The organism is Comamonas sp. Tr-654 (assembly GCF_011752915.1).
Lineage (GTDB): Bacteria > Pseudomonadota > Gammaproteobacteria > Burkholderiales > Burkholderiaceae_C > Comamonas.
The window spans coordinates 179677-202091 of sequence record NZ_VWWQ01000004.1 but is presented as its reverse complement, the minus strand read 5'-3'; the positions used below and the strand labels follow the sequence as shown (position 1 = coordinate 202091).

The window sequence follows — 22415 nt, the reverse complement described above, 5'->3', positions numbered from 1 at the left end:
GACATCGAGCAAGGGCCGCCCCGCCGCGAGGATGTCGTCCCCCTCGGGGGAAGCGGCTCAGCCGCTCAGGGGGGCTCAAAACTTCACGTACTCGAAGTCCACGGACTGACGATTGATGCCCATGACGGGGGGCGCAATCCAGCCGGCAAACTTGCCGGGCTCCAGGCATGGCTTCATCAGCGATGCGACAAAGTTGCGGTCGTCCTCGGTGGCCAGCCACTCGTTCTTTCTGGTCAGCCATTCCTGCTCGCTCACGGGGCGGCCGTCGGGGCTGATGCGCACGCCTGCCAGCGCGCCGATCTGGCGGTTGAAGGCCTTGTGCGGCACCGTCAGGCGAAAGTCGATGCCGGCCTTTTCCATCACCTTGTTCCAGCGTCCCACACCGGCATTGCTGTCCTTGATGTAGTCGTCGCGCAGCACCTCGTTCAAGGCGTTGAGCATGGGCACTTCCTTCTCCTGCAACTTGCCGTCCACCACCTCCAGCACCTTGTAGTTCTGCTCGTGCAGCTTGTGATCGTCCTCGCGCTTGCCTTCTTCGTAGCGGCCCTTGAGGCCCGAGCTGTAGAAGGTGGCGGCATTGCTGGACTGGTCGGCGCCGAACAGGTCGATGGTGACGCTGTAGTGGAAGTTCAGATAGCGCTGGATCGTGGGCAGATCGATGACGCCCGCATTGCGCAGCTTGTTCACATCGTCGGTCTTGAGCTCGTTCATGACCTGGCAGGTGCGTGCCAGAACGCGCGAAACGCCGGACTCGCCGACGAACATATGGTGCGCCTCTTCGGTCAGCATGAATTTGGTGGTGCGCGCCAGCGGATCGAAGGCCGACTCGGCAAGCGCTGCGAGCTGGAATTTTCCGTCTCTGTCGGTGAAGTAGGTGAACATGAAGAAGGCCAGCCAGTCCGGCGTTTTTTCATTGAAGGCGCCCAGAATGCGCGGGTTGTTTTCATCGCCGCTCTGGCGCTCCAGCAGCGCCTCGGCTTCCTCGCGTCCGTCACGCCCGAAATGCTTGTGCAGTAGGTAGACCATGGCCCAGAGATGGCGGCCTTCTTCCACATTGACCTGGAACAGATTGCGCAGGTCGTACATGGATGGTGCAGTCAGGCCCAGGTGGCGTTGCTGCTCCACCGACGCAGGCTCGGTATCGCCTTGCGTGACGATGATGCGACGCAGGTTGGCGCGGTGCTCGCCGGGCACGTCCTGCCAGGCTTTCTCGCCCTTGTGATCGCCAAAATGAATGCTGCGTTCCTGATCCGCCGGGTTCAGGAAAATGCCCCAGCGGTAGTCGCGCATCTTGACGTAGCCGAACTGCGCCCAGCCCTGCGGATCCACGCTCACCGCGGTACGCAGATAGACATCGTAGTTGGTCGATCCTTCGGGGCCCACATCGTCCCACCAGCGGATGAAGCTGGGCTGCCAGCTCTCCAGCGCACGCTGCAGCGTACGGTCACCGCTGAGGTCCACGTTGTTGGGAATCTTCTGGCTGTAGTCGATGCTGCTCATGGGGAGTCTCCTGTGATGTTTTGCCGATTCATGAAGCCGTGTAGTCGCTTCGAAACTGGTGCAGCCCAGGCGAGTAACGCCGAGCAAGGGCCGCCTCGCTGCGAGGGCGTTGTCCCCCTCCGGCACGCAGTGCCAGAGAGGGGGAAGCGGCATAGCCGCTCAGGGGGAGTTTCCTCATACCCTGTTGAAATCGAAGCCGGCCTTCTGTCCGGTGCCGTAGAGCTTCAGCGCCCCTTTTTCGCCCACCGCGTTGGGGCGGTTGAAGATCCAGTTCTGCCAGGCCGACAGACGCCCGAAGATGCGCGTGACCATGTTTTCCTGGCTGGCGAAACGCAGATTGGCTTCGAGGCCGGTGAGCGCGTCGGGCGACATCGCGGCGCGCTCTTCCATGGCGATGCGGATCTCGTCTTCCCAGTCGATATCGTCAAGCGCGGCGGTGACCAGTCCGAGTTGCTGCGCCGCATCGCCGTTGAGCGGCTTGCCCACGGCAGCGCGCGCGGCTGCCAGGGGCTCAGACTCCTCGTAGAAGCGACGCTGCAGACGGCTTTGATCGTTGACCAGCGGCAGTAGTCCGAAGTTGAATTCATCGAGCTCGATGACGGGCTCGCGCTCGGGTTCGTCGGGCAGCACCAGCATGTAGGCGCGATCGGCGCAGAAGACCAGCTCGGCCAGCATGCCGACAAAGCAGGAGCCGGGCTCGATCAAGGCGAACAGCGACCGCGACGACACATCGAGGCGTGCAAAGGTACGGCGCAGCAGGCCTGTGGTTTGCTGCACCAGCCAGTGATCGCGGTGCGTCACCAGGGTCTGGCCCGCCGCCAGCACGGTGCGCGCATCGCCCTCGGTCTTGAGAATCCAGGTGCCCACATCGAGCTCGTTGGTGCGCAGATGCAGTATGGCGTCGTCGAGCTCGCGGCCCATGGCCAGCGGCCACCATGTGGCGCCTGCGCTTTCTATGGCTGCAAGGCTGGCGGGCTGTTCGCCATGGGGTGCCTTGACCGTGATGGTGGCGCTGCGCTTGCTGCGATCAATTTGCACGCTGACGTGGCGATAGTGCAGGCCGTCCGGGCTTTGCTCGCGCTGCAGCCTGGCAAGCTGTACGCCCTGGGCGGAAGCCGGGCGCGGGCTGCTCTCGCCCAGTGCGGCCGCACGTTGTTGCACCACTTCGGCAAACTGCGCAGGCTTGGCGATCGCATCCACCAGTCGCCAGTCCACGGCACGCTGGCCGCGCACGCCTTCCACGCTGGTGCAGAAGATGTCCGCCAGGTCATGGCGAACATGGCGCTTGTCGGTCACGCGCGTCAGCCCGCCCGTGCCGGGCAGCACGCCCAGCAGCGGGACCTCGGGCAGCGATACGGAGGAAGAGCGGTCGTCGATCAGTACGATGTCGTCGCAGGCCAGAGCCAGCTCATAGCCGCCGCCCGCGCAGGCGCCGTTGACGGCGGCGAGGAACTTGAGCCCGTCGTGCCGGGAGCTGTCCTCCATGCCATTGCGGGTCTCGTTGGTGAACTTGCAGAAGTTCACCTTCCAGGCGTGGGACGAGACACCGAGCATGAAGATATTCGCGCCGGAACAGAAGATGCGTTCCTTGCCGCTGGTGACGATGACGGAGCGCACCTGCGGGTGCTCGAAGCGGATGCGGTTGAGCGCATCATGCAGTTCCACATCCACGCCCAGGTCATAGCTGTTGAGCTTGAGCTTGTAGCCGGGGCGTATGCCGCCGTCCTCGGCAATGTCCAGCTTGAGCCGGGCGATATTGCCATCCACTTCAAACGACCAGTGCCGGTACTGGCTGGGGTCGGTGCGGTAATCGACGACGGTTTGCTGCTGCATGCTCGGCTCCTGCTGAGATGAAAAATAGTGCAGTTATTGACTGGATGTAGGCACAATTATGCAGATTACTCAAAAAAATGCACGCTGCTTTAGGCACTATGTTGCATGTTTTGCGCTAACTAAGGGAAATCCTTAGCTGTTTGCCAATCGCTGCACGACTCTGAAATTCAAATGTTTTTGCAAGTAATCCCTTTTGTATAAAAGGTTTGAAGCTATCAATTGGAGAGCGTTCGAGTCCGAGGCTGCTGATCGGCAAACCCGGCACTGGCGCGGGATGATGGGCTGCTTGCAAAATGGCTTCACCATGCTGACCTTTGCAGATATCCAAGCCGCCGCTGCGCGCCTGAATGGCGCCGTCCTTCAAACTCCTTTTGTGGAATCACGCACGCTCTCGCAGATCACGGGGGCGCAGGTCTATCTCAAGTTCGAGAACCTGCAGTTCACGGCATCCTTTAAGGAACGCGGCGCGCTGAACAAGCTGCTCATGCTCAGCGATGCCGAGCGCGCACGTGGCGTGGTCGCCATGAGTGCGGGCAATCACGCCCAGGGCGTGGCCTATCACGCGCAACGTCTGGGTTTGCGTGCCGTCATCGTCATGCCGCGTTTCACCCCGGGTGTGAAGGTGGAGCGCACGCGCGGCTTCGGCGCCGAGGTGGTGCTGCATGGCGACACCCTGGCCGAGGCCCGTGCCCATGCCTACCAGCTGGCGCAGGAGCAGCAACTGACCTTTGTCCATCCCTATGACGACGAAGCGATCGCCGCCGGCCAAGGCACGCTGGCACTGGAAATTCTGCAGGCCCAGAACGATCTGGATGTGCTGGTGGTGGCCATTGGCGGCGGCGGCCTGATCGCGGGCATTGCGACGGCGGCCAAGGCCATCAAGCCGGGGATCGAAGTCGTGGGCGTGCAGACCCAGCGTTTTCCCTCCATGGTCAACGCGCTGCGCCATACCGATCTGCCCATGGGCATGTCGACAATTGCCGAAGGCATTGCGGTGACCCAGCCAGGCCTCATCACCCAGGAAGTGGTGCAGCGCTGCGTGGATGATCTGCTGTTGGTGGACGAGGGCGATATCGAGCAGGCCGTGCTCATGCTGCTGGAGATCGAAAAGACGCTGGTCGAAGGCGCGGGTGCGGCAGGCTTGGCGGCGCTGCTGCGCTATCCGGCGCAGTTCAAGGGCAAGAAGGTGGGCCTGGTGCTGTCGGGCGGCAACATCGACCCGATGCTGTTGGCCGCCATCATCGAGCGCGGCATGGTGCGCTCCGGCCGTCTGGCCCGCATCCGCGTCAGCGCGCGCGATGTGCCCGGCGTGCTGGCCCAGATCACCACCACCGTGGCCGCTGCCGGCGCCAATATCGAGGAGGTGCACCACCAGCGTGCCTTCACCATGCTGGCTGCGCAGAATGTGGAGATCGAACTGGTGCTGCAGACTCGCAATCAGCCCCATGTAGAGCAGGTGCTGCAGGCTCTGCGCGCTGCGGGCATGGAAGCCGAGCGCATTGGCTGATGTGCTCGCTGGCGGGCTTTCCCCTAGCGGGTGACAGCGGCCTCTGCGCCAGAATGCCTGGCAACCATTGTTGAAAGGAGCATTGATCGCATGTCACATGATCCCGCCGTCGACCACGAGCCGCAGGATGCGGCCGAAGCCGTGGTGCCCTACATCCCCGTCATCATTCCGGCCGCCGGTGCGGTGATGATGTTTCTGCTGGCTTTCATTGCCGTGAACATGGCCTGAGGCCGACACCTGCTCAAGGCATTCCAACCCTGGCTGACCCAACCCCGCGATGCGGGGTTTTTTTATATCCGAACACGTCATCAATGTTTGAAATGCACATACTTTGATGCATAAGATGCATAGTTATTGCCAGTGAATTGCTGACAAATTCGAAGCCCCTCCCTAGAATCGATGTCCCGCCGCTATTCAAAACAAGGTTGTTTTGACTTAATCGGATGGACTGCAGGCGCCAACAGGCGCTAGGGAAAGCAAGCGAGACACCTTCAAAAGCCTTTTTTCAAAGACGCATCCGGCTCGGACTACAGAGGATGCTTCTTTGAAAAATTGGTTTTTAATTGAAGGACTTCCCCATGAACGCCGCTGTGCAAAGCCTGAACATCCAGGCTCCCGATTACGTCAAGAACCCCAAGCTCATCGCCTGGGTCGCCGAAATGGCTGCGCTGTGCAAGCCCGCCCAGATTCACTGGTGCGACGGCTCGCAAGCCGAATATGACGCGCTGTGCCAGCAACTGGTGGATGCCGGTACCTTCAAGCCCCTGGCCAAGCGCCCTGGCTCCTTCCTGGCCTGGACCGATCCTTCGGACGTGGCCCGCGTGGAAGACCGCACCTATATCTGCTCCGCCAAGAAGGAAGACGCAGGCCCCACCAACAACTGGATGGAACCTGCGGAAATGCGTGCCACGCTGAACCCGCTGTTCGACGGCTGCATGGCTGGCCGCACCATGTACGTGGTGCCCTTCTCCATGGGCCCGCTGGGTTCGCCCATCGCCCACGTGGGTATCGAGCTGTCCGACAGCCCCTATGTGGCCGTCAACATGAAGATCATGACCCGCATGGGCAAGGCCGTGTATGACGTGATCGGCACCAGCGGCGAGTTCGTGCCCTGCGTGCACACCATCGGCGCACCTCTGGCCGCAGGCCAGAAGGACGAAACCACCTGGCCCTGCAGCAAGACCAAGTACATCGTTCACTATCCCGAAACCCGCGAAATCTGGTCCTACGGTTCGGGCTACGGCGGCAATGCGCTGCTGGGCAAGAAGTGCTTTGCGCTGCGTATCGCCTCCACCATGGGCCGCGACCAGGGTTGGCTGGCCGAGCACATGCTGATCCTGGGCGTCACCAACCCCGAAGGCAAGAAGTACCACGTGGCTGCCGCCTTCCCCTCGGCCTGTGGCAAGACCAATTTCTCCATGCTGGTGCCCCCCAAGGCCTTCGACGGCTGGAAGGTCACGACCATCGGCGACGACATCGCCTGGATCAAGCCCCAGGCCGACGGCTCGCTGCGCGCCATCAACCCCGAAGCCGGTTACTTCGGCGTGGCTCCCGGCACCAATATGCTGACCAACCCGAACTGCATGTTGAGCCTGGACAAGAACGTGATCTTCACCAACGTGGCCTTGACCGATGACGGCGACGTGTGGTGGGAAGGCATGGAAAAGGACCAGGGCAAGCTGCCCGATCACCTGATCGACTGGCAAGGCAAGGACTGGACGCCCCAGATCGCCAAGGAAACCGGCGCCAAGGCCGCCCACCCCAATGCCCGCTTCACCGTGGCTGCCACCAACAACCCTGCGCTGGACGAAGCCTGGGACGATCCCGCCGGCGTGAAGATCGATGCCATGATCTTCGGCGGCCGCCGCTCCACCACCGTGCCTCTGGTGACCGAAGCCCGCGACTGGACCGAAGGCGTGTACATGGCAGCGACCATGGGCTCCGAGACCACCGCCGCTGCCTTTGGCGCACAAGGCGTGGTGCGCCGCGACCCCTTCGCCATGCTGCCTTTTGCCGGCTACAACATGAGCGACTATTTCCAGCACTGGCTGGACCTGGGCGCCAAGATTGAAGGCCAGGGCGCAACCCTGCCCAAGATCTTCACCACCAACTGGTTCCGCAAGAACGCCGAAGGCAAGTTCGTCTGGCCCGGCTACGGTGAGAACATGCGCGTTCTGAAGTGGATGATCGACCGTCTGGAAGGCCAGGTCCAAGGCCAGGAAACCGCCTTCGGTATTGCTCCCCAGTACGCTGAAATCAACTGGAGCGGCCTGGACTTCAACGCCGCCCAGTTCGACAGCGTGACCAATATCGACAAGGCCGCCTGGGCCGAGGAAATGAAGCTGCATGGCGAGCATTTCGACAAGCTGGCCTACAACCTGCCCAAGGCCATGCTGGACACCAAGGCCAAGCTCGAAGAGCGCCTGTCCGCCTAAGCCTTTGATGGAATAAAAAAGCCCTGCAGGCCGCTGGCCGCAGGGCTTTTTTTTGAACCGTTGTTTTGATAGCTGTTGGCGCTTGCCGGACAAGGGGTGGACGCTCATTTCATGAAGCGTCGAGAGGGCATGAAAAAAGCCGCTGGCCTTGTGGGCAGCGGCTTTTCGAGGGAAGCGGTCCGGGCGCTTAGCGGCTCTGGCGATCCATGGCACGGGCCAGATCGGCCATCAGGCGGGCATCTTGCAGCGCTGCGTTCCAGACGCGTTCATCGGCAGCGGCTTGCTGGCGGCTCTTGACCCAGGCGCGGTAGCCGGTACGCACCAGATTGATGGCGCGGCGGGCGGGCTGGGAGAAGAGGGCGATGCTGGCAAAGGCCATGGCCCACAGGACCATCCAGGCAGCCATCATATGGCCGTCGCTCCAGGTCTCGGTGGCCTGGAAGACGCCGGCGGCCAGAGCGGCAAGCACCACAGCCAGCACCATCCAGTGCGACCGGGATTGGGATTGCGCTTCATGCTCGGCGGCAATGGCGGCCATGCGTTCGTCGCTGGCTTGATAAATACGCACCACACCAGGGTGCTCGACACAGTAGGAGTTGTAAATAAAGTTGCTCATGGCAGTTAACCCTTTGACCCACGCTTTTGGCGAATTGCCCGGGGAATAGGTGTAACTATAGGGATTACCCTAGGTATGTTCAAATTTATATTTTGAATCTGTAGCATTCACAGCAGTGATGTATCGGGTGATGCCATGTCTTTGAACTTTCGCTCTCTGGATCTGAATCTGCTGCGCGTCTTCGATGAGGTCATGTCCGAACGCAGCCTCACGCGCGCGGCTCACAAGCTCAGCATCACCCAGCCGGCGGTCAGCAATGCCATGCGCCGGCTGCGCGAGGTCCTGGGCGACGAGCTGCTGGTGCGCCAGGGACAGGGCGTGGAGCCCACGCCGCGCGCCCAGGCCCTGTGGCCGGTGATACGCGAGGCCCTTCAGCATCTGGAAGGGGCACTCGCACCCGACGAGTTCGATCCCGAGACGGCCAGCACCACGTTCGTGATTGCCATGGCCGATGCCACGGCCGCCACGCTGATTCCGCCGCTGTACCCGATCCTGGCGCGCGAGGCGCCAGGCCTGGGCATACGCCTGCTGCCGCTGACCACGCGCGATCCCAGGTCCTTGCTCGACGATGGCGAGGCCGATATGGCCGTGGGCTATTTCCCCGCCGTGCTGGCCGATCTGACGGCGCGTGCACAGGCCGGCGGTCTGGTGGCGTTTGACAGCCGCCGCCTTTATGAGGGCGAGTACCTGTGCGTGATGCGCAAGGACCATCCGCTGGCGCATGTTCCGCTGACGCTGGACAACTACTGTGCGGCCCGCCACATGCTGGTCAGCTTCTCGGGCCGCTCCTTCGGCTTCATCGACGAGGCCCTGGCCTCGCTGGGGCGTTCGCGCGAAGTGGTGCTCACCGTCAACCAGTTCTTCACCGCAGCGCGTGTAGTGATCAACTCCGATCTGCTGACCATCCTGCCGCGCCATTTCGTACCCGTGACCGGTATGGGTGATCAGCTGGAGCTGCGCGATCTGCCCTTCGATGTCACGCCCGTGCATGTGGATGCGCTGTGGCGCCGGCGCGGCCCGCACCCGCAGGCCTATGACTGGCTGCTGAAAACGCTGACGCGCTCGGCCGAGATCACCTTTGCCAATGGTTCGGCCCAGGTCACCCAGCATGGTTGACTAAACTAGCCGCATGAAGATCCAGCTGCTGTCCGACCTGCACCTTGAAGTCCACCCCCAATTCGTTGCTCAGCCGGCGGCCGGTGCCGATGTGCTGGTGCTGGCCGGCGATATCGGCTCCTACCAGAGCAGCAGCCAGGTCGATGGCGAGAACTTCGGGCTGGAGCGTTTCTCGCCGCTGCCGCAATACGCGGCCTGGCCCACGCCCGTGCTGTTCGTGCCCGGCAATCACGAGTACGACATGCAGGACTTCGACGAGGCGAGACTGCGCCTGCAGCGTGTGTGCGACAAGCTGGGCCTGATCTGGCTCGACCGTGAAACCGTGGTCATGGACGGCGTGCGTTTCATCGGCACCACGCTGTGGAGCGACTTCGACGCCATGGCCATGCATGAGGGCGTGAGCGATGCCACGCGTTTGCACAGGCTGCGCGAAAAGGCTTTTCGCGCAGCCAATTTCTATCTGCAAAAGACCGGCGGCAGCCGCCAGGGCGAGCCGTTTCTGGCCGCGCCCATGCGCGAGGAAAGCCTGCTCTGCCAGGACTGGCTGCGCGCCGCACTGCAGCAGCCGTTTGATGGGCCCACGGTAGCCGTGACCCACTTTGCGCCCAGTCTGCGCAGCGCCGATCCGCGCTACGGGCTGGTGCCTGGCACGGCCGGTTTCTGCAATGTGATGGACGACTTTCTGCCCCATGCCCAGCTCTGGTTGCACGGCCATCTGCATTGCGCCAGCGACTACATCGCCAGCGGTCGGCGCGAGGACGGCAGCGCCTGGCAATGCCGCGTGGTGGCCAATCCTCTCGGCTATGCCCGCAAGGGAGAGCAGGAGGACTTTCTGCCGGCATCGACAATTGACTTGAGCCAAGTCAAGATGCTGACTGTCCCCAGCCCTTAGGCTCGAGACATCAACAAGGAGAAATTGGTATGAAGATCTTGCTCGCTGTGGACGGCAGTGCCTACACTCAGAAAATGCTGGCCTATCTGACCTCGCATCAGGAGATGCTGGGCACGGGCCATGAGTACACCATCATCACCGTGCAGCCGCTGCTGCCTCCGCGTGCACGCGCTGCGCTGGGCAAGGAAGTGGTGGAGCAGTACTACGACGAAGAATCCGCCAAGATCCTGCAGCCCGTGCAGGAGTTCCTGAAGGCGCGTGGCGTCGAGGCGCACAGCATCTCCAAGGTCGGCCCCATTGCCGACACCATCATCCACGCCGCGCAGGACGGCAAGTTCGACCTGATCGCCATGGGCACGCATGGCCACGGCGCGCTGGGCCGCCTGGTCATGGGCTCGGTCAGCTCTCAGGTGCTGGCGGGCTGCACCATCCCCGTGCTGTTGATTCGCTGATTCTCATAGCTTATTGCGCCTGATTTACATACGCATCAGGCATAAAACAGCGTCAAATCAAGGATAGATGAGCGTCCACAGCTACAAAAACCAAAGTACCTCCGTTTGAACCGATCTCGCAAGGCTGTGCTGAAAAGCACGGCCTTTTTTGTGGCCGGCATCAATCGGCCTGCAGCAGCTGCCGGGCCTTGCCCAGCAAGGCCTGGCTGACATGGGCCAGCACGCGCGACTCCAGATTCCAGCAATGCCAGAACAGCGCGATGGACAGCGCATGGCCGGGCGCTATCTCGACCAGATCGCCAGCCTCCAGTGCAGGCTGCACCAGCAGCTGCGGCAGCACGCCCAGGCCCCAGCCGGCACGCACGGCGCGCACCTGTGCCTCGCAGCTGGGCAGCAGGATCTGGTGCTGCAGCGACACATTGCGCAGGCCCAGGCAGCGCGCCACGAACTCGGCCTGCATATCGTCCTTGCGGTTGAAGGACAGATAGGGCAGCTGGTTGAAGTTCTTGCGCGTCAGCCCCTGCGGCAGTCCTTGCCGGGCAAACTCGGCCGAGGCCACAGCCACATAGCGCATGGCGCCCAGGGGCTGCACCGTGCAGCCGCGCAGGGCCTGGCCCAGCGTGGTCACGCAGCCCATGACCTGGCCCGAGCGCAGCAGCTCCTGCGTGAAGTCCTGGTCGTCGACCACCACCTCCAGCGGCAGGCCGCTCTTCACCAGCTCGTCAAGGGCCGTCATGGCCCAGGTGGCAATGCTGTCGGCATTGATGGCGATGGAGACGATTTCGCCGGCCAGGCTCTGTCCGGTCTGCGGTGCCAGCTCCTGCAGCTCGTGCGCGAGATCGGCGCGAAGCAGGCGCAGCTGCTTGGCATGCTTGAGCAGCAGCCTCCCGGCGCTCGTGGGCTTGACGGGGCGCGTGCGCTCCACCAGCACCGAGCCAACTTGTGCCTCCAGTGCCCGCAGGCGCTGGGACACGGCCGACTGGGTGATGTGCAGCTTTTGCGCGGCGCGCTCGAAGCCGCCTTCCTCCACGATGGCGGCCAGGCATTCCAGCGCAGCAGGGTCCCAGGAACTCATGGCAATTCCATTAGCATTTCTGATGAAACTGCTGAAAATTTAATGCTGCTTTTGTTTGCCTGCAAGAGTGCAGACACTGGCCGCATGAACATCATCGTCCTGGGCGCCGGCATCATCGGCATCAGCACCGCTTGGCATCTGCGCGAGCGCGGTCATCAAGTCACCGTGGTGGACCGCCAGAGCGGTCCGGCCCTGGAGACCAGCTATGCCAATGGCGGCCAGATCTCGGTCAGCTACTGCGAGCCCTGGGCCAATCGTCAGGCACCCTGGAAGGCGCTGAAATGGATGTTCGACAAACAGGCTCCGCTGCTGTTTAGGCCGCAGCTCGATCCTGCCCAATGGCGCTGGGGCCTGCAGTTCCTGGCCCAGTGCAATGACCGCGCCTTTGCGCGCAATGTGCAGCAGATCGTGGCCCTGGGCGCCTACAGCCATCTGGCGCTCAAGGACATGATCCAGAAGACCGGCATCGAGTTCGAGCGGCTGGAGCGTGGCATTGCCCATTTCTACAGCAGTCGGCAGGCGTTTGCCGAGGCCGCCGAAGGCGTGGAGCTGATGCGGCAATACGGCGTGCAGCGCCGTCTGGTCAGCCGCGACGAGCTGCTTGCCATCGAGCCTGCGTTCACGCCCTATGCTGCGCAGATTGCGGGTGGCACGTTCACCGCCACCGACGAGTCCGGTGATGCGCGTCTGTTCACCGAAAAGCTGGCCGGTCTCTGTGCCCAGTCCGGTGTGCAGTTCCTCTACGGCCACGACATCCTGAGGCTGCAGCCGGCGCGCCGGGGCAAGCCTGCCCAGGTGCAGATTTGCGACCGCAGCGATGGCGCCCGACGCATGCTGAGCGCGGATGCCGTGGTGGTCGCCTGCGGCTCCTACACGCCACTGCTGCTCAGGCCTCTGGGCGTGCATGTGCCGATCTACCCTGGCAAGGGCTATAGCGCCACCCTGCCGCTGCTGCGGCCCGAAAAAGCTCCCGTCGTCTCCACCATCGACGACAGCCGCAAGGTCGCCATGAGCCGTTTGGGCAATCGCCTGCGCGTGGCCGGCACCATTGAGCTGGGCGGCTTCGATCTGAGTCTGGACACGCCCACGGCCAGGGCGCGCTGCGAGATGCTGGTCAGGCGCGTGGAGGAGCTGATGCCCGGTGTCTGCGACACGCGCCTGCCCGAGCAAGGCGGCGATCCGCAGTTCTGGTGCGGTCTGCGGCCCGCCACGCCCAGCAACATTCCCTGCATCGGTGCAACCCAGGCTGCCGGAATCTGGGTCAATGCCGGTCATGGCACGCTGGGCTGGACGCATGGCGCGGGCTCGGGCAAGGCCATGGCAGCCCTGATGAGCGGCGAGCGCCCGGCGCTGGATTTCCGGTTCTGGGATGAGCCGGTCCCCGAGGTCGCTCGCGGCGCGCGGATTGCGTCGGCCTGAGACAGGGCATAGGACTGCAGGACGAGTACGGGCTGGCTGACTCTTTTGCCCGGATTGACGGTATCGCTGCGTGGGGCTCTTACATACAATCACGCCAGCAACTCGTCCATGCCATGACCCAGCACGACATCACTCCTGCCCTTGACACCTCACGCTCCTTCGCGCGCTCATTGCCCATGGCTTTGCTCAAGGCCCGCGAGGCGGTCATGGTGCGCTTTCGTCCTTCGCTGCGTGCGCACGGACTGACCGAGCAGCAATGGCGCGTGCTGCGCATCATGTCGGTGGCCGACAGGCGTCTGCGTCCCATGGAGCTGTCGCAGCTGACCTTCATCAGCATGCCCAGCCTCTCGCGCCTGCTCAAGACGCTGGAAGGGCGTTTGCTCATCAAGCGCGGTCGCCATGTGGCCGATCTGCGGGGCTCCGAGTTCGCCCTCACGCCCGCCGGCCAGGAGATGGTGGCGCAGATCGTGCCGCATTTCGAAACCATCTACACCGAGATCGAGGAGCAGCTGGGCAGCGCCGAGAGCGAGCAGCTGTTCCGCATTCTCGAGCATGTGGTGCAGAGCCTGGGCCTGCCCGGCGAAGACGAGCTGGGCACGGACTGAGGCGCCGGCCACGGCACAATGCAGTCATGAGTGCTGCGATCGCCGTCATCGACTTTGAAACCACGGGCATGACGCCCGCCCAGGGCGCCAGGGCCACCGAGGTGGCCATCGTGCTGCTGGAGCAGGGCCGCGTGGTGGACCGCTTCCAGAGCCTGATGCAGACCGGAGCCTGGGTCTCGCCCTTTATCACCGAGCTCACCGGCATCACCAACGCGATGCTGCGCACCGCGCCGCCTGCCGCCGAGGTGATGCGCGATGCCGCCCGCTTTGTGGGCGGTGCGCCCATGGTGGCCCACAACGCATCGTTCGACAGCAAGTTCTGGCAGGCCGAACTGGCGCTGGCAGGCGAAGCCGCTCCCCAGTTGTTTGCCTGTACCGTGCTGCTGTCGCGCCGCATCTACCCGCAGGCACCCAGTCACAGCCTGGGCAATCTGGCGCGCTATCTGCAACTGCCTTCCACGGGCCGCGCCCACCGGGCACTGGCCGATGCCGAGATGGCGGCGGCCCTGCTGGCTCGCATGCAGCAGGACCTGTGCGAGCGCCATGCCCTGCCTTGGCCCGAGCATGCGCTGCTGATGCAGCTGCAGCGCTGCAGCAAGGCCAAGGTCGGAGGCTGGCTGGCGCAGCAGGCCGGTCAGGGGCTGCTGGCAGTTCAGACCCAGGATTGACGAGTATTTTGGCCTGTAGGCTTTTGCAGTCATGCGTAAGGCGCTATCAAAATTGATGCTTCTGGCCTTAAGCCCTTACGGATTGTGACTGGCTAGGTTCAAGTTGATAATTGCTCAAGCCCTGCAGATGTTCCCTGTGATCTGCTGATCTTGAACCGTGGCGCACCGTTGTGGTCGCTGACCTGAGCTCTGAATTTCGTGAACTCCGCCTTGCCTACCTCCGTCTTGCGTTCGGCCTTGCCTTTCTCGCAGCGCGAATTTCGCGATGCGCTGGGGCAATTTGCCACCGGCGTGACCATCATCACGGCGCGCAGTGCAGAGGGCCATGCGGTGGGCTCCACGGTCAGCTCCTTCAACGCGCTGTCGCTGGCGCCCTCGCTGGTGCTCTGGAGCCTGGGTCTGAAGGCCAATTCCCTGCCAGTGTTCCGCCACAGCACCCACTACGCGATCCATGTGCTGGCGGCTTCGCAAAAGCCGCTGGCCGAGCTGTTTGCACGCAAGGGAGCGGATCGGTTCAGCCATACGCAGCACCATGACTCCGAGCATGGCGTGCCGCTGCTCGAGGGCTGCAGCGCGGTCTTCGAGTGCCGCAATCTGCGTCAGCATGAGGAGGGCGACCATCTGCTCTTCATCGGCGAGGTGGAGCGCTGCGAGCACCATGCCGACCGCGCGCCGCTGCTCTACCACTCGGGCCATATGCACGCCCACGGCTTCGTCCGGTAAGCCGGCTGCCGACTGGGAACCCTACCTAGTCGGCTTGAACGATACCGATCTCCAAGGCCCGCCCTAGATTGTGTCTTGGCCTGCATGCGTCAGGCCGCAGGACAGTGGTTGCAACGCTTTGGAGACATATCATGATCGATTGTGAAGACAGGCCGGCCCATACCCAGCGCAAGGTGGCTGCGGCAAGCAGCACGGGGATCGAGCTCAGGCGCATCTCCCCCGCCATAGGCGTGGAGGTTTCGGGCATAGACCTGCGCCAGCCCATGAGCGAGGAGCAGACGCGTGAGCTGCGCCAGGCGCTGGTGGCGCACAAGGTGCTGGTGTTTCGCGAACAGAACATCACGCCTGCCCAGCATGTGGCGTTTGCGCGCCGCTTCGGCGAGCTGGAGCTGCACCCGGTGTTTCCCCATCACCCCGACCATGCCGAGCTGGTGCTTCTCGGGGGCAACAGCAAGATCCCGGGCACCGAGAACGTCTATCACACCGATGTCTCCTGGCGCGAGACCCCATCCATGGCCTCGGTGCTGCGCTGCGTGGAATGCCCCGAGGTCGGCGGCGACACGGTCTGGATCAATATGGAGCAGGCCTACGAGCAACTGCCCGAGACGCGCAAGCAGCAGATCGCCGGCCTGTATGCCGTGCATGACATCCTGCCCTCGTTCGGCGCGCGCATGACGCCCGCGCAGCAGGCCCAGGCACGCGGCAAATATCCGCCCGTGGTGCACCCGGTGGTGCGCACCCATCCCGAAAGCGGCCGCAAGATCCTCTACGTCAACGAAACCTTCGTCACGCATTTCGCCAACTTCAGCTCGCACTTCGACAGCTTCCGCTCGGCCAACGAAATTCATGCCCAGCAGCAGGATCTGATGAGCTATCTGCTGCGCCAGCCCGCGATTCTGGAATACCAGATGCGCCTGCACTGGGAGCCCAACACCATTGCCATGTGGGACAACCGCTCCACCCAGCATTACGCGATTCAGGACTATTTCCCGGCCGTGCGCCGCATGCACCGCGCCACGATCAAGGGCGATAAGCCGTTCTAGGCCGTGCGCCGGCCAAACTGGGTCGTGCAGGTGGTTTAACGCTGCGTTAAACCACCTGCGGCAGTCTTGTCTTGTAGAGTTCAAAGCAGCAAGCATCTGCTTTGAACCTCCCAACCAGCGAGACAGAACATGCAGCAACAAGACTTTGATTACGACTTTCTGGTCATAGGTGGCGGCTCGGGGGGCGTGCGCGCCAGCCGCGTGGCTGCCGGCCTGGGGGCCCGTGTGGCAGTGGTGGAAGCCGCCCAGCTGGGCGGTACCTGCGTCAACGTGGGTTGCATCCCCAAGAAGCTGCTCAGCCATGCAGCGCATTTCAGCCAGCTGGCCGAGGAGGCGCGGGGCTTTGGCTGGCAGCTGGAGCAGCCGCGTTTCGACTGGCCTGCGCTGATTGCCAACAAGGACCGCGAAATCGAGCGCCTGAACGGCGTCTACGGCCGCATGCTGGCCGGCGCAGGGGTTACCGTCATCCACGGCCGTGCAAAGCTCTCAGGGCCGCATAGCGTGCAGGTGAACGGGCAGACCCTGCATGCCCGCCATATCCTGATCGCGACGGGCGGCACGCCCAGTCTGCCCGATATTGCTGGCATCGAGCATGCCATCACCTCCAACGAGGCTTTCCATCTGCCGCAGCTGCCCAGGCGCGTGGTGGTCGTGGGTGGTGGCTATATCGCCGTGGAGTTCGCCTCCATCTTCAACGGCCTGGGCGCCGAGACCACCCTGCTGCACCGCCGCCAGCAGCTGCTGCGCGGCTTTGATGCCGACCTCGGTCTGCACCTGGGCCAGGAGATGGCCCAACTGGGTGTGACCTTCCGTTGGGAGGACGAGATTCAGGCCATAGACAAGCAGGCGGACGGCCTGCACCTGCAGCTCAAGAGCGGCGAGCAATTGGTGGTGGACTGCGTGATGTACGCCACGGGTCGCGTACCCCTGATCGAAGGACTGGGGCTGGATGCGGCAGGAGTCAAGGTCAACGACCAGGGCGCCATCGAGGTGGACCAGCATTTCTGCAGCAATGTGCCCTCCATCCATGCCGTGGGCGACGTGGTCGATCGCATGGCCCTGACGCCCGTGGCGCTGGCCGAGGGCTCGGTGGTCGCCCATCGTCTGTTCGGTCAGGGCGACAAGAGTGCACCCGACTACGAACTGGTGCCGACGGCGGTGTTCTCCCATCCGCAGGTGGGCACGGTGGGACTGTCCGAGGAGGCGGCGCGCGTGCGCTTTGGCGCGGTGCAGGTCTTCCAGTCCAGCTTCAGGCCGCTGACCAACCGCATGGGGGCCGAGCCCGAGAACGTCTTCCTCAAGCTCATCGTCTCCAAAGCTGACCAGCGCGTGCGCGGCGTGCATATGGTGGGCGAGGGCGCGGGCGAGCTGATGCAGGGCTTTGCCGTGGCGCTGCAATGCGGGGCGACCAAGCAGCAGTTCGATGCGACCATAGGCATACACCCGACCGTGGCCGAGGAACTGGTGACCATGCGGGAGCCGGTGCGCGAATGAGGCGTGACACCCCGCGCTTCGCACTGCGTAAGGCGTCGGGCGACAGCGCAATGAAAAATGGGCCTCAGAGGCCCATTTTTCTTGATTAGATGAGTTGGTATCAGCCGCGTGTGGCGTCCGGCAGCTCGATCTTGACTTCCAGAACCTCAAGGTTTTCCTGGCGCTCCAGCTGTACCTTGATGTCATTGGGGTTGATGTCCACATACTTGGAAATCACGGCCATCAGCTCTTTTTGCAGGGCCGGCAGATAGTCGGGCTTGCCGCTTTCGCCGCCCACGCGTTCACGGGCGAGAATGATCTGCAGACGCTCCTTGGCGACCGAGGCGGATTTCTTCTTCTCTCCGAGCAGAAACGACAACATGGACATATGGCTTACCTCCCGCCAAACATGCGTTTGAAGAAGCCGGGCTTGACGGCTTCGGTAAAGCGCATGGGTTTTTCTTCGCCCAGGAAGCGTGCCACCACGTCCTGATAGGCCTCGGCCACATCGGTACCTTGCATGTGCACGGCCGGAATGCCCTGGTTGGAAGCCTGGAGCACGGTTTCGGATTCGGGAATCACGCCGATCAGCTCGATGCGCAGAATGTCCTGGATGTCCTCCAGCGACAGCATCTGGCCGTCTTCCACTCGGTTGGGGTTGTAGCGCGTGATCAGCAGGTGTTCCTTGATGCTCTCGCCCTTGACGGCACGTTCGGTCTTGGAGCTGAGCATGCCCAGAATGCGGTCCGAATCGCGCACCGACGAGACTTCGGGGTTGGTCACCACCAGAGCCTCGTCGGCATAGTGCATGGCCATCAGCGCGCCGCTTTCAATGCCGGCGGGCGAGTCGCAGATGATGAACTCGAAGTCCATGGCGGACAGATCGTCCAGCACCTTCTTCACGCCTTCCTGCGTCAGGGCTTCCTTGTCGCGGGTCTGCGAAGCGGCCAGCACGAACAGGTTTTCGCACTGCTTGTCCTTGATCAGGGCCTGGTTCAGATTGGCTTCGCCCTGGATCACATTGATGAGGTCATAGACCACGCGGCGTTCGCAGCCCATGATCAGATCGAGATTGCGCAGACCCACATCGAAATCAATCACTGCGGTCTTGTGGCCGCGCAGAGCGAGGCCGGATGCGAAGCTGGCGCTGGTGGTGGTCTTGCCGACACCGCCTTTGCCGGAGGTCACGACGACGATTTTGGCCATGTTTGCACGATTCCTTTAAGACAAATGGGGCAGGTTGATAGGGTGTCCGGTGTGTCTCATACCGGCTCGATAATGATTTTTTCTCCTTCAAGACGCACCTTGGCAGCTTTGCCGGCGACTTCTTTGGGGAGATCGGTTTCAATTGTGCGGTAGATACCTGCAATGGAAAGCAGTTGCGCCTCCATGCAAGTGCTAAAAATTCTGGCGCTGGTATTGCCGCTGGCCCCGGCCACGGCGCGGCCGCGCAGCGGCGCATAGACATGGACGTTGCCGTCGGCAATCACCTCGGCACCATAGCTGACCATGTCCAGAACCACAATGTCGGTGCCCTTGGCATAGACGCGCTGGCCCGAGCGCAGCGGCCGGTCCACGATGACGGCATCGGCCAGAGGCGCGGGCACTTCGACCTCCACCTCGCGAATGATCTCGTGGATTTCCGGCTCGGCGCGACGCGCCGGCATGGCATCGGGAGCTGCGCTCAGCCCCAGGGCCTTGGCGGCCTCCATCTGGGCCTCGCTGCCGCTGCGCACGGCAACCGGCACGGTGCGGTGGTTGCGCAGGGCCTCGAGCAGGGCCGGGAAGTCGATCTCCTGCTCGGCTCCACACACCTGGCTGAGATCGATCAGTACGGGGTCGTTGTCGAAGAAATCGGGGTCGTCGGCCAGACGACGTGCCAGATCCTGGGTCAGTGCCTGCATGTCGGTGCTGCGAAGCACCACGGAAAGCACCGGCAGTTGCGCGCTCTTGAGGTCAAAGCTGGGGCGCTCGGCGCCGGTCGGTTCAACAGACATGGATGGGATCAGCGCACATCAGGTGCTCTATGAGGACGACAAAGTGTACCTGTCAACCGGCAAAAGATAAGGTCACCGAGTGTTTGCACTGCAACACTTGATGCACCTCAGAGGGCCCTATCTGCACAGGTCTGGATGAAAATACAGTCATGTCTCCAGAGCTTTTGATCCAGGGCGCCTGTGCCAGCATCACCTTGCGCCGCCCCGAAGTTGCCAACAAACTGCTGCCCGAAGACCTGAGCGTGCTGCGCCGCCAGATCGATGAGGTCAATGCCAACCCGGCCGTTCTGGTGTTGACGCTGCAGGCGGTGGGCCGGCATTTCTGCAGCGGCTACGACATCGCCGAGATTGCCAACAGCCAGAACGAAGGCAGCTCCTTCGGTGAAATGGTGGACGCCATCGAGAACTGCCGCCCCGTGACCATTGCCGCGATTCAGGGCGGGGTGTTTGGCGGCGCCACCGATATGGCGCTGGCCTGCGATTTCCGCGTCGGCGGTGCCAACAGCCAGATGTTCATGCCTGCCGCGCGGCTGGGCCTGCATTTTTACCGCTCGGGCCTGGAGCGCTATGTGACCCGGCTGGGCCTGGATACGGCCAAGCGCCTGTTTCTGACTTGCGAGAAGCTACAGGCCCAGGCGATGAAGGACTGCGGCTTTCTGACCGATCTGGCGGACGGCGCAGATATCGGCGAGCGCGTGGCGCAGCTGCAGACCACGCTGTCCGGCATGGCGCCGCTGGCCTTGCTGGGCATGAAGAAACACCTCAACGCCATTGCCCGCGGCTTGCATGACAAGGCCGGCATCGATGCTGCCGTGCAGGCCACCATCGAATCGGCCGATCTGAAGGAAGGCGGCGCGGCCTGGCGCGAGAAGCGCCAGCCTCTGTTTACCGGGCGCTAGGCCACCGTCTCTGCCTTGGCCAGATATTCCCTGGCAAAGCCCTCGTACCAGTCCAGGCAGCCGGGGTTGGCCATGGCGTCCTTGTTGACCACCTTCGCCAGGGGCTGGCCCAGCAGTAGCTTCTTGATGGGCAGCTCCTGCTTCTTGCCGCTGAGCGTGCGCGGGATCTCTGCCACAGCAAAGATATCGTCGGGCACAAAGCGGGGCGACAGCGCCGAGCGGATGGCCTTGTTGATGCGCTCGCTCAGGGCAGCATCCAGCTCCACGCCCGGTCGCAGGGCGACAAACAGCGGCATATAGCTGTCCTTGCCCAGATATTCCAGGTCCACCACCATGCTGTCCAGCACCTCGGGCAGGGCCTCGACGGCGCTGTAGATCTCGCTGGTGCCCATGCGCAGGCCATGGCGGTTGATGGTGGCGTCGCTGCGGCCGTAGATGATGCAGCCGCCCTCGCCGAGCAGCTTGATCCAGTCGCCATGACGCCAGACAGGCCCCATCTCGGCCGGGCCGTCACCGCCGCCGGGTTGGCGGCCATGACCGGCGGGATACATGTCGAAATAGCTGGACAGGTATCTTTTCCCGAATGGATTGCCCCCACGCTCTCCCACTGCGTGTGGGTCACTGCCCCCCGAGGGGGCCTTCGCACCTTGAGGCGGCTCGGCGGTGCTCACGTCTCCCCACAGGAACAGCGGCATGGACGGAATTGGCTGGGTGCAGACCAGCTCGCCGACCTCGTCCATCACGGGCTGGCCCTCTTCGTTCCAGGCCTCGACGGCCGCGCCCAGCTGGCGGCATTGCATGACGCCGGGCACCAGCGGCAGATCGCGGTTGCCACCGATAAAGGCACCAGCAAAATCTGTCCCTCCAGACAGGTTGTTCCACCAAATATTGGCGCGGCCCAGTTTCTCGAATTGATCTGTACCCCATTGCTGCACTTCGGCAGACAGCGGCGAGCCCGTGCTGCCCAGCCCGCGTATGTGTGACAGATCGCCGCAGGCCGACAGGTCGACACCGGCCTTCATGCAGTTGGCGTAGAAGGCCGCGCCTGAGCCAAAGCTGGTCACGCCGGTCTCGGCCGCGAAGCGCCACAGCGTGCCCCAGTCGGGCTTGTCCTTGCTGCCGCCGGGGCTGCCGTCGAAGATCACGCAGGTCGTGCCGCCCAGCAGGCCCGAGACCTGGGCATTCCACATCACCCAGCCCGTGGAGCTGTACCAGTGGTAGCGCTCGCCCCAGCTATTGGGCTCGTAGCTGCAGCCGATGTCGTTGTGCAGACCCTTGAGCTGCAGGGCCACCAGCACCATGCCGCCATGACCGTGGACTATGGGCTTGGGCAGGCCGGTGGTGCCGCTGGAGTAGACGATCCACAGCGGGTGGTCGAACGCCAGCCATTCGGGCTCGAAGGCAGCGGTATCAGCATCATTTCTCGCTGTAACGCTTGTGTAGTCTGCGGTGTCAGCTATCTTTATCGAGGTATTCAGATTGGGCACCAGCACCACGTGCTGCACGCTGGGCAGGCCCTGGCGCAGCTCCTGCAGGACCTCGCGGCGGTCTATGTCCTTGCCTGCGTAGTGCACGCCGTCCACGGCGATCAGCGCCTTGGGCGCTATCTGCTTGAAGCGGTCGAGCACGGCATGAGTGCCCATATCGGGTGCGCAGATGCTCCAGATGGCGCCCAGGCTGGCACAGGCCAGGAAGGCGACCATGGCCTCGGGAATATTGGGCAGATAGGCCGCGACGCGGTCGCCTTTGGCGACGCCCTGGGCGCGCAGATGCAGGGCCAGGGCCGCCACCTGGCGCTGCAGCTCGGGCCAGCTCAGCTCGCGCTGCAGGCCCTGCTCGTTGCGGCTGATGACGGCCGGCATGCCGGCGGCATGGGCCGGCTGGACATGGCGTAGCACCTGCTGCACATAGTTCACCTGCGCGCCCGGGAACCACTGCGCACCGGGCATGGTGTTGCTGGCCAGCACCGCGCTGTGTGCTGTGGGCGACTGCAGGTCGAAGTAATCCCAGATGCTCTGCCAGAAAGCATCGAGATCGCTGGTCGACCATTGCCACAGCGCGTCATAGTCGGCGAAGCTCAGGCCGCGCGTTTCACGCAGCCAGTTCTGGTACAGCCGGATCTGAGGAATATAGGGAGCGGGGTGTTGCGGTGCGGAGGACAT

General features: G+C 63.2%; 21 protein-coding genes. 13 read left to right on the top strand and 8 right to left on the bottom strand.

Annotated elements, in window-relative coordinates:
• Positions 1-75: 75 nt before the first annotated feature.
• Both boxB and boxC read right to left on the bottom strand, forming a co-directional pair.
• Positions 76-1500, bottom strand: coding sequence for a benzoyl-CoA 2,3-epoxidase subunit BoxB (boxB, locus tag F3J24_RS14210; RefSeq protein ID WP_167007461.1), 1425 nt, complete (start codon positions 1498-1500; stop codon positions 76-78).
• 174 nt (positions 1501-1674) lie between these two features.
• Complete coding sequence (gene boxC, locus F3J24_RS14205; protein ID WP_167007458.1) at positions 1675-3333, bottom strand: 2,3-epoxybenzoyl-CoA dihydrolase; 1659 nt, start codon at positions 3331-3333, stop codon at positions 1675-1677.
• Positions 3334-3637: 304 nt separating this feature from the next.
• Here boxC and F3J24_RS14200 point away from each other — a divergent pair, with 304 nt between their 5' ends.
• From F3J24_RS14200 to F3J24_RS14190, 3 genes are all read left to right on the top strand, one after another.
• On the top strand, positions 3638-4840 hold the full coding sequence (locus F3J24_RS14200; RefSeq protein WP_167007456.1) for a threonine ammonia-lyase: 1203 nt from the start codon (positions 3638-3640) through the stop codon (positions 4838-4840).
• A 90-nt stretch (positions 4841-4930) separates the two neighbouring features.
• Positions 4931-5068, top strand: coding sequence for a hypothetical protein (locus F3J24_RS14195; protein WP_167007454.1), 138 nt, complete (start codon positions 4931-4933; stop codon positions 5066-5068).
• Between the two features lie 350 nt (positions 5069-5418).
• On the top strand, positions 5419-7275 hold the full coding sequence (locus F3J24_RS14190) for a phosphoenolpyruvate carboxykinase (GTP) (RefSeq protein ID WP_167007451.1): 1857 nt from the start codon (positions 5419-5421) through the stop codon (positions 7273-7275).
• 187 nt (positions 7276-7462) lie between these two features.
• Here F3J24_RS14190 and F3J24_RS14185 read toward each other — a convergent pair whose 3' ends face one another.
• Complete coding sequence (locus tag F3J24_RS14185; RefSeq protein ID WP_003059907.1) at positions 7463-7891, bottom strand: hypothetical protein; 429 nt, start codon at positions 7889-7891, stop codon at positions 7463-7465.
• Between the two features lie 135 nt (positions 7892-8026).
• On the opposite strand from F3J24_RS14185, the gene F3J24_RS14180 reads away from it, so the two are divergent.
• From F3J24_RS14180 to F3J24_RS14170, 3 genes are read left to right on the top strand one after another with little or no spacing between them, the layout of a single operon-like run.
• Positions 8027-9007, top strand: a complete 981-nt coding sequence (locus F3J24_RS14180; protein WP_043003240.1) for a LysR family transcriptional regulator — start codon at positions 8027-8029, stop codon at positions 9005-9007.
• A 13-nt stretch (positions 9008-9020) separates the two neighbouring features.
• On the top strand, positions 9021-9899 hold the full coding sequence (locus F3J24_RS14175) for a metallophosphoesterase (protein ID WP_167007448.1): 879 nt from the start codon (positions 9021-9023) through the stop codon (positions 9897-9899).
• A gap of 29 nt (positions 9900-9928) precedes the next feature.
• Positions 9929-10351, top strand: coding sequence for a universal stress protein (locus F3J24_RS14170; RefSeq protein WP_167007445.1), 423 nt, complete (start codon positions 9929-9931; stop codon positions 10349-10351).
• Positions 10352-10511: 160 nt separating this feature from the next.
• Here the strand turns inward: F3J24_RS14170 and F3J24_RS14165 are convergent, their stop codons facing one another.
• Positions 10512-11426 (bottom strand): LysR family transcriptional regulator ArgP, encoded by a 915-nt coding sequence (locus F3J24_RS14165; RefSeq protein ID WP_167007442.1) that lies wholly within the window; start codon positions 11424-11426, stop codon positions 10512-10514.
• A 42-nt stretch (positions 11427-11468) separates the two neighbouring features.
• On the opposite strand from F3J24_RS14165, the gene F3J24_RS14160 reads away from it, so the two are divergent.
• From F3J24_RS14160 to gorA, 6 genes are all read left to right on the top strand, one after another.
• Positions 11469-12845 carry a D-amino acid dehydrogenase gene (locus F3J24_RS14160; RefSeq protein ID WP_167007437.1) on the top strand — a complete coding sequence of 459 codons (1377 nt, stop codon included), beginning with the start codon at positions 11469-11471 and terminating at the stop codon, positions 12843-12845.
• A gap of 113 nt (positions 12846-12958) precedes the next feature.
• Complete coding sequence (gene hpaR / locus F3J24_RS14155; protein ID WP_034401205.1) at positions 12959-13450, top strand: homoprotocatechuate degradation operon regulator HpaR; 492 nt, start codon at positions 12959-12961, stop codon at positions 13448-13450.
• A gap of 26 nt (positions 13451-13476) precedes the next feature.
• Positions 13477-14118 (top strand): PolC-type DNA polymerase III, encoded by a 642-nt coding sequence (locus F3J24_RS14150; protein ID WP_167007434.1) that lies wholly within the window; start codon positions 13477-13479, stop codon positions 14116-14118.
• Positions 14119-14316: 198 nt separating this feature from the next.
• Entirely contained in the window at positions 14317-14841 is a 525-nt protein-coding gene (locus F3J24_RS14145; RefSeq protein WP_034406713.1) for a flavin reductase family protein, read from the top strand.
• A gap of 131 nt (positions 14842-14972) precedes the next feature.
• Positions 14973-15884, top strand: a complete 912-nt coding sequence (locus tag F3J24_RS14140) for a TauD/TfdA family dioxygenase (RefSeq protein ID WP_167007431.1) — start codon at positions 14973-14975, stop codon at positions 15882-15884.
• Positions 15885-16013: 129 nt separating this feature from the next.
• Positions 16014-17378 (top strand): glutathione-disulfide reductase, encoded by a 1365-nt coding sequence (gorA, locus tag F3J24_RS14135; protein ID WP_167007428.1) that lies wholly within the window; start codon positions 16014-16016, stop codon positions 17376-17378.
• Positions 17379-17478: 100 nt separating this feature from the next.
• Here the strand turns inward: gorA and minE are convergent, their stop codons facing one another.
• Genes minE through minC form a run of 3 tightly spaced genes read right to left on the bottom strand, consistent with a single transcriptional unit; the run spans position 17479 to position 19354 of the window.
• Positions 17479-17745 (bottom strand): cell division topological specificity factor MinE, encoded by a 267-nt coding sequence (minE, locus tag F3J24_RS14130; RefSeq protein ID WP_003059887.1) that lies wholly within the window; start codon positions 17743-17745, stop codon positions 17479-17481.
• A gap of 5 nt (positions 17746-17750) precedes the next feature.
• On the bottom strand, positions 17751-18563 hold the full coding sequence (gene minD, locus F3J24_RS14125) for a septum site-determining protein MinD (RefSeq protein WP_003059885.1): 813 nt from the start codon (positions 18561-18563) through the stop codon (positions 17751-17753).
• Between the two features lie 56 nt (positions 18564-18619).
• The gene (gene minC / locus F3J24_RS14120) at positions 18620-19354 is read right to left on the bottom strand and encodes a septum site-determining protein MinC (RefSeq protein WP_167007425.1); all 735 of its coding nucleotides are present in this window, start codon (positions 19352-19354) and stop codon (positions 18620-18622) included.
• 149 nt (positions 19355-19503) lie between these two features.
• On the opposite strand from minC, the gene F3J24_RS14115 reads away from it, so the two are divergent.
• Positions 19504-20253, top strand: coding sequence for an enoyl-CoA hydratase/isomerase family protein (locus F3J24_RS14115; protein WP_167007423.1), 750 nt, complete (start codon positions 19504-19506; stop codon positions 20251-20253).
• Here the strand turns inward: F3J24_RS14115 and F3J24_RS14110 are convergent.
• Positions 20250-22415 (bottom strand): acetoacetate--CoA ligase, encoded by a 2166-nt coding sequence (locus tag F3J24_RS14110; RefSeq protein WP_167007421.1) that lies wholly within the window; start codon positions 22413-22415, stop codon positions 20250-20252. The genes F3J24_RS14115 and F3J24_RS14110 overlap by 4 nt on opposite strands.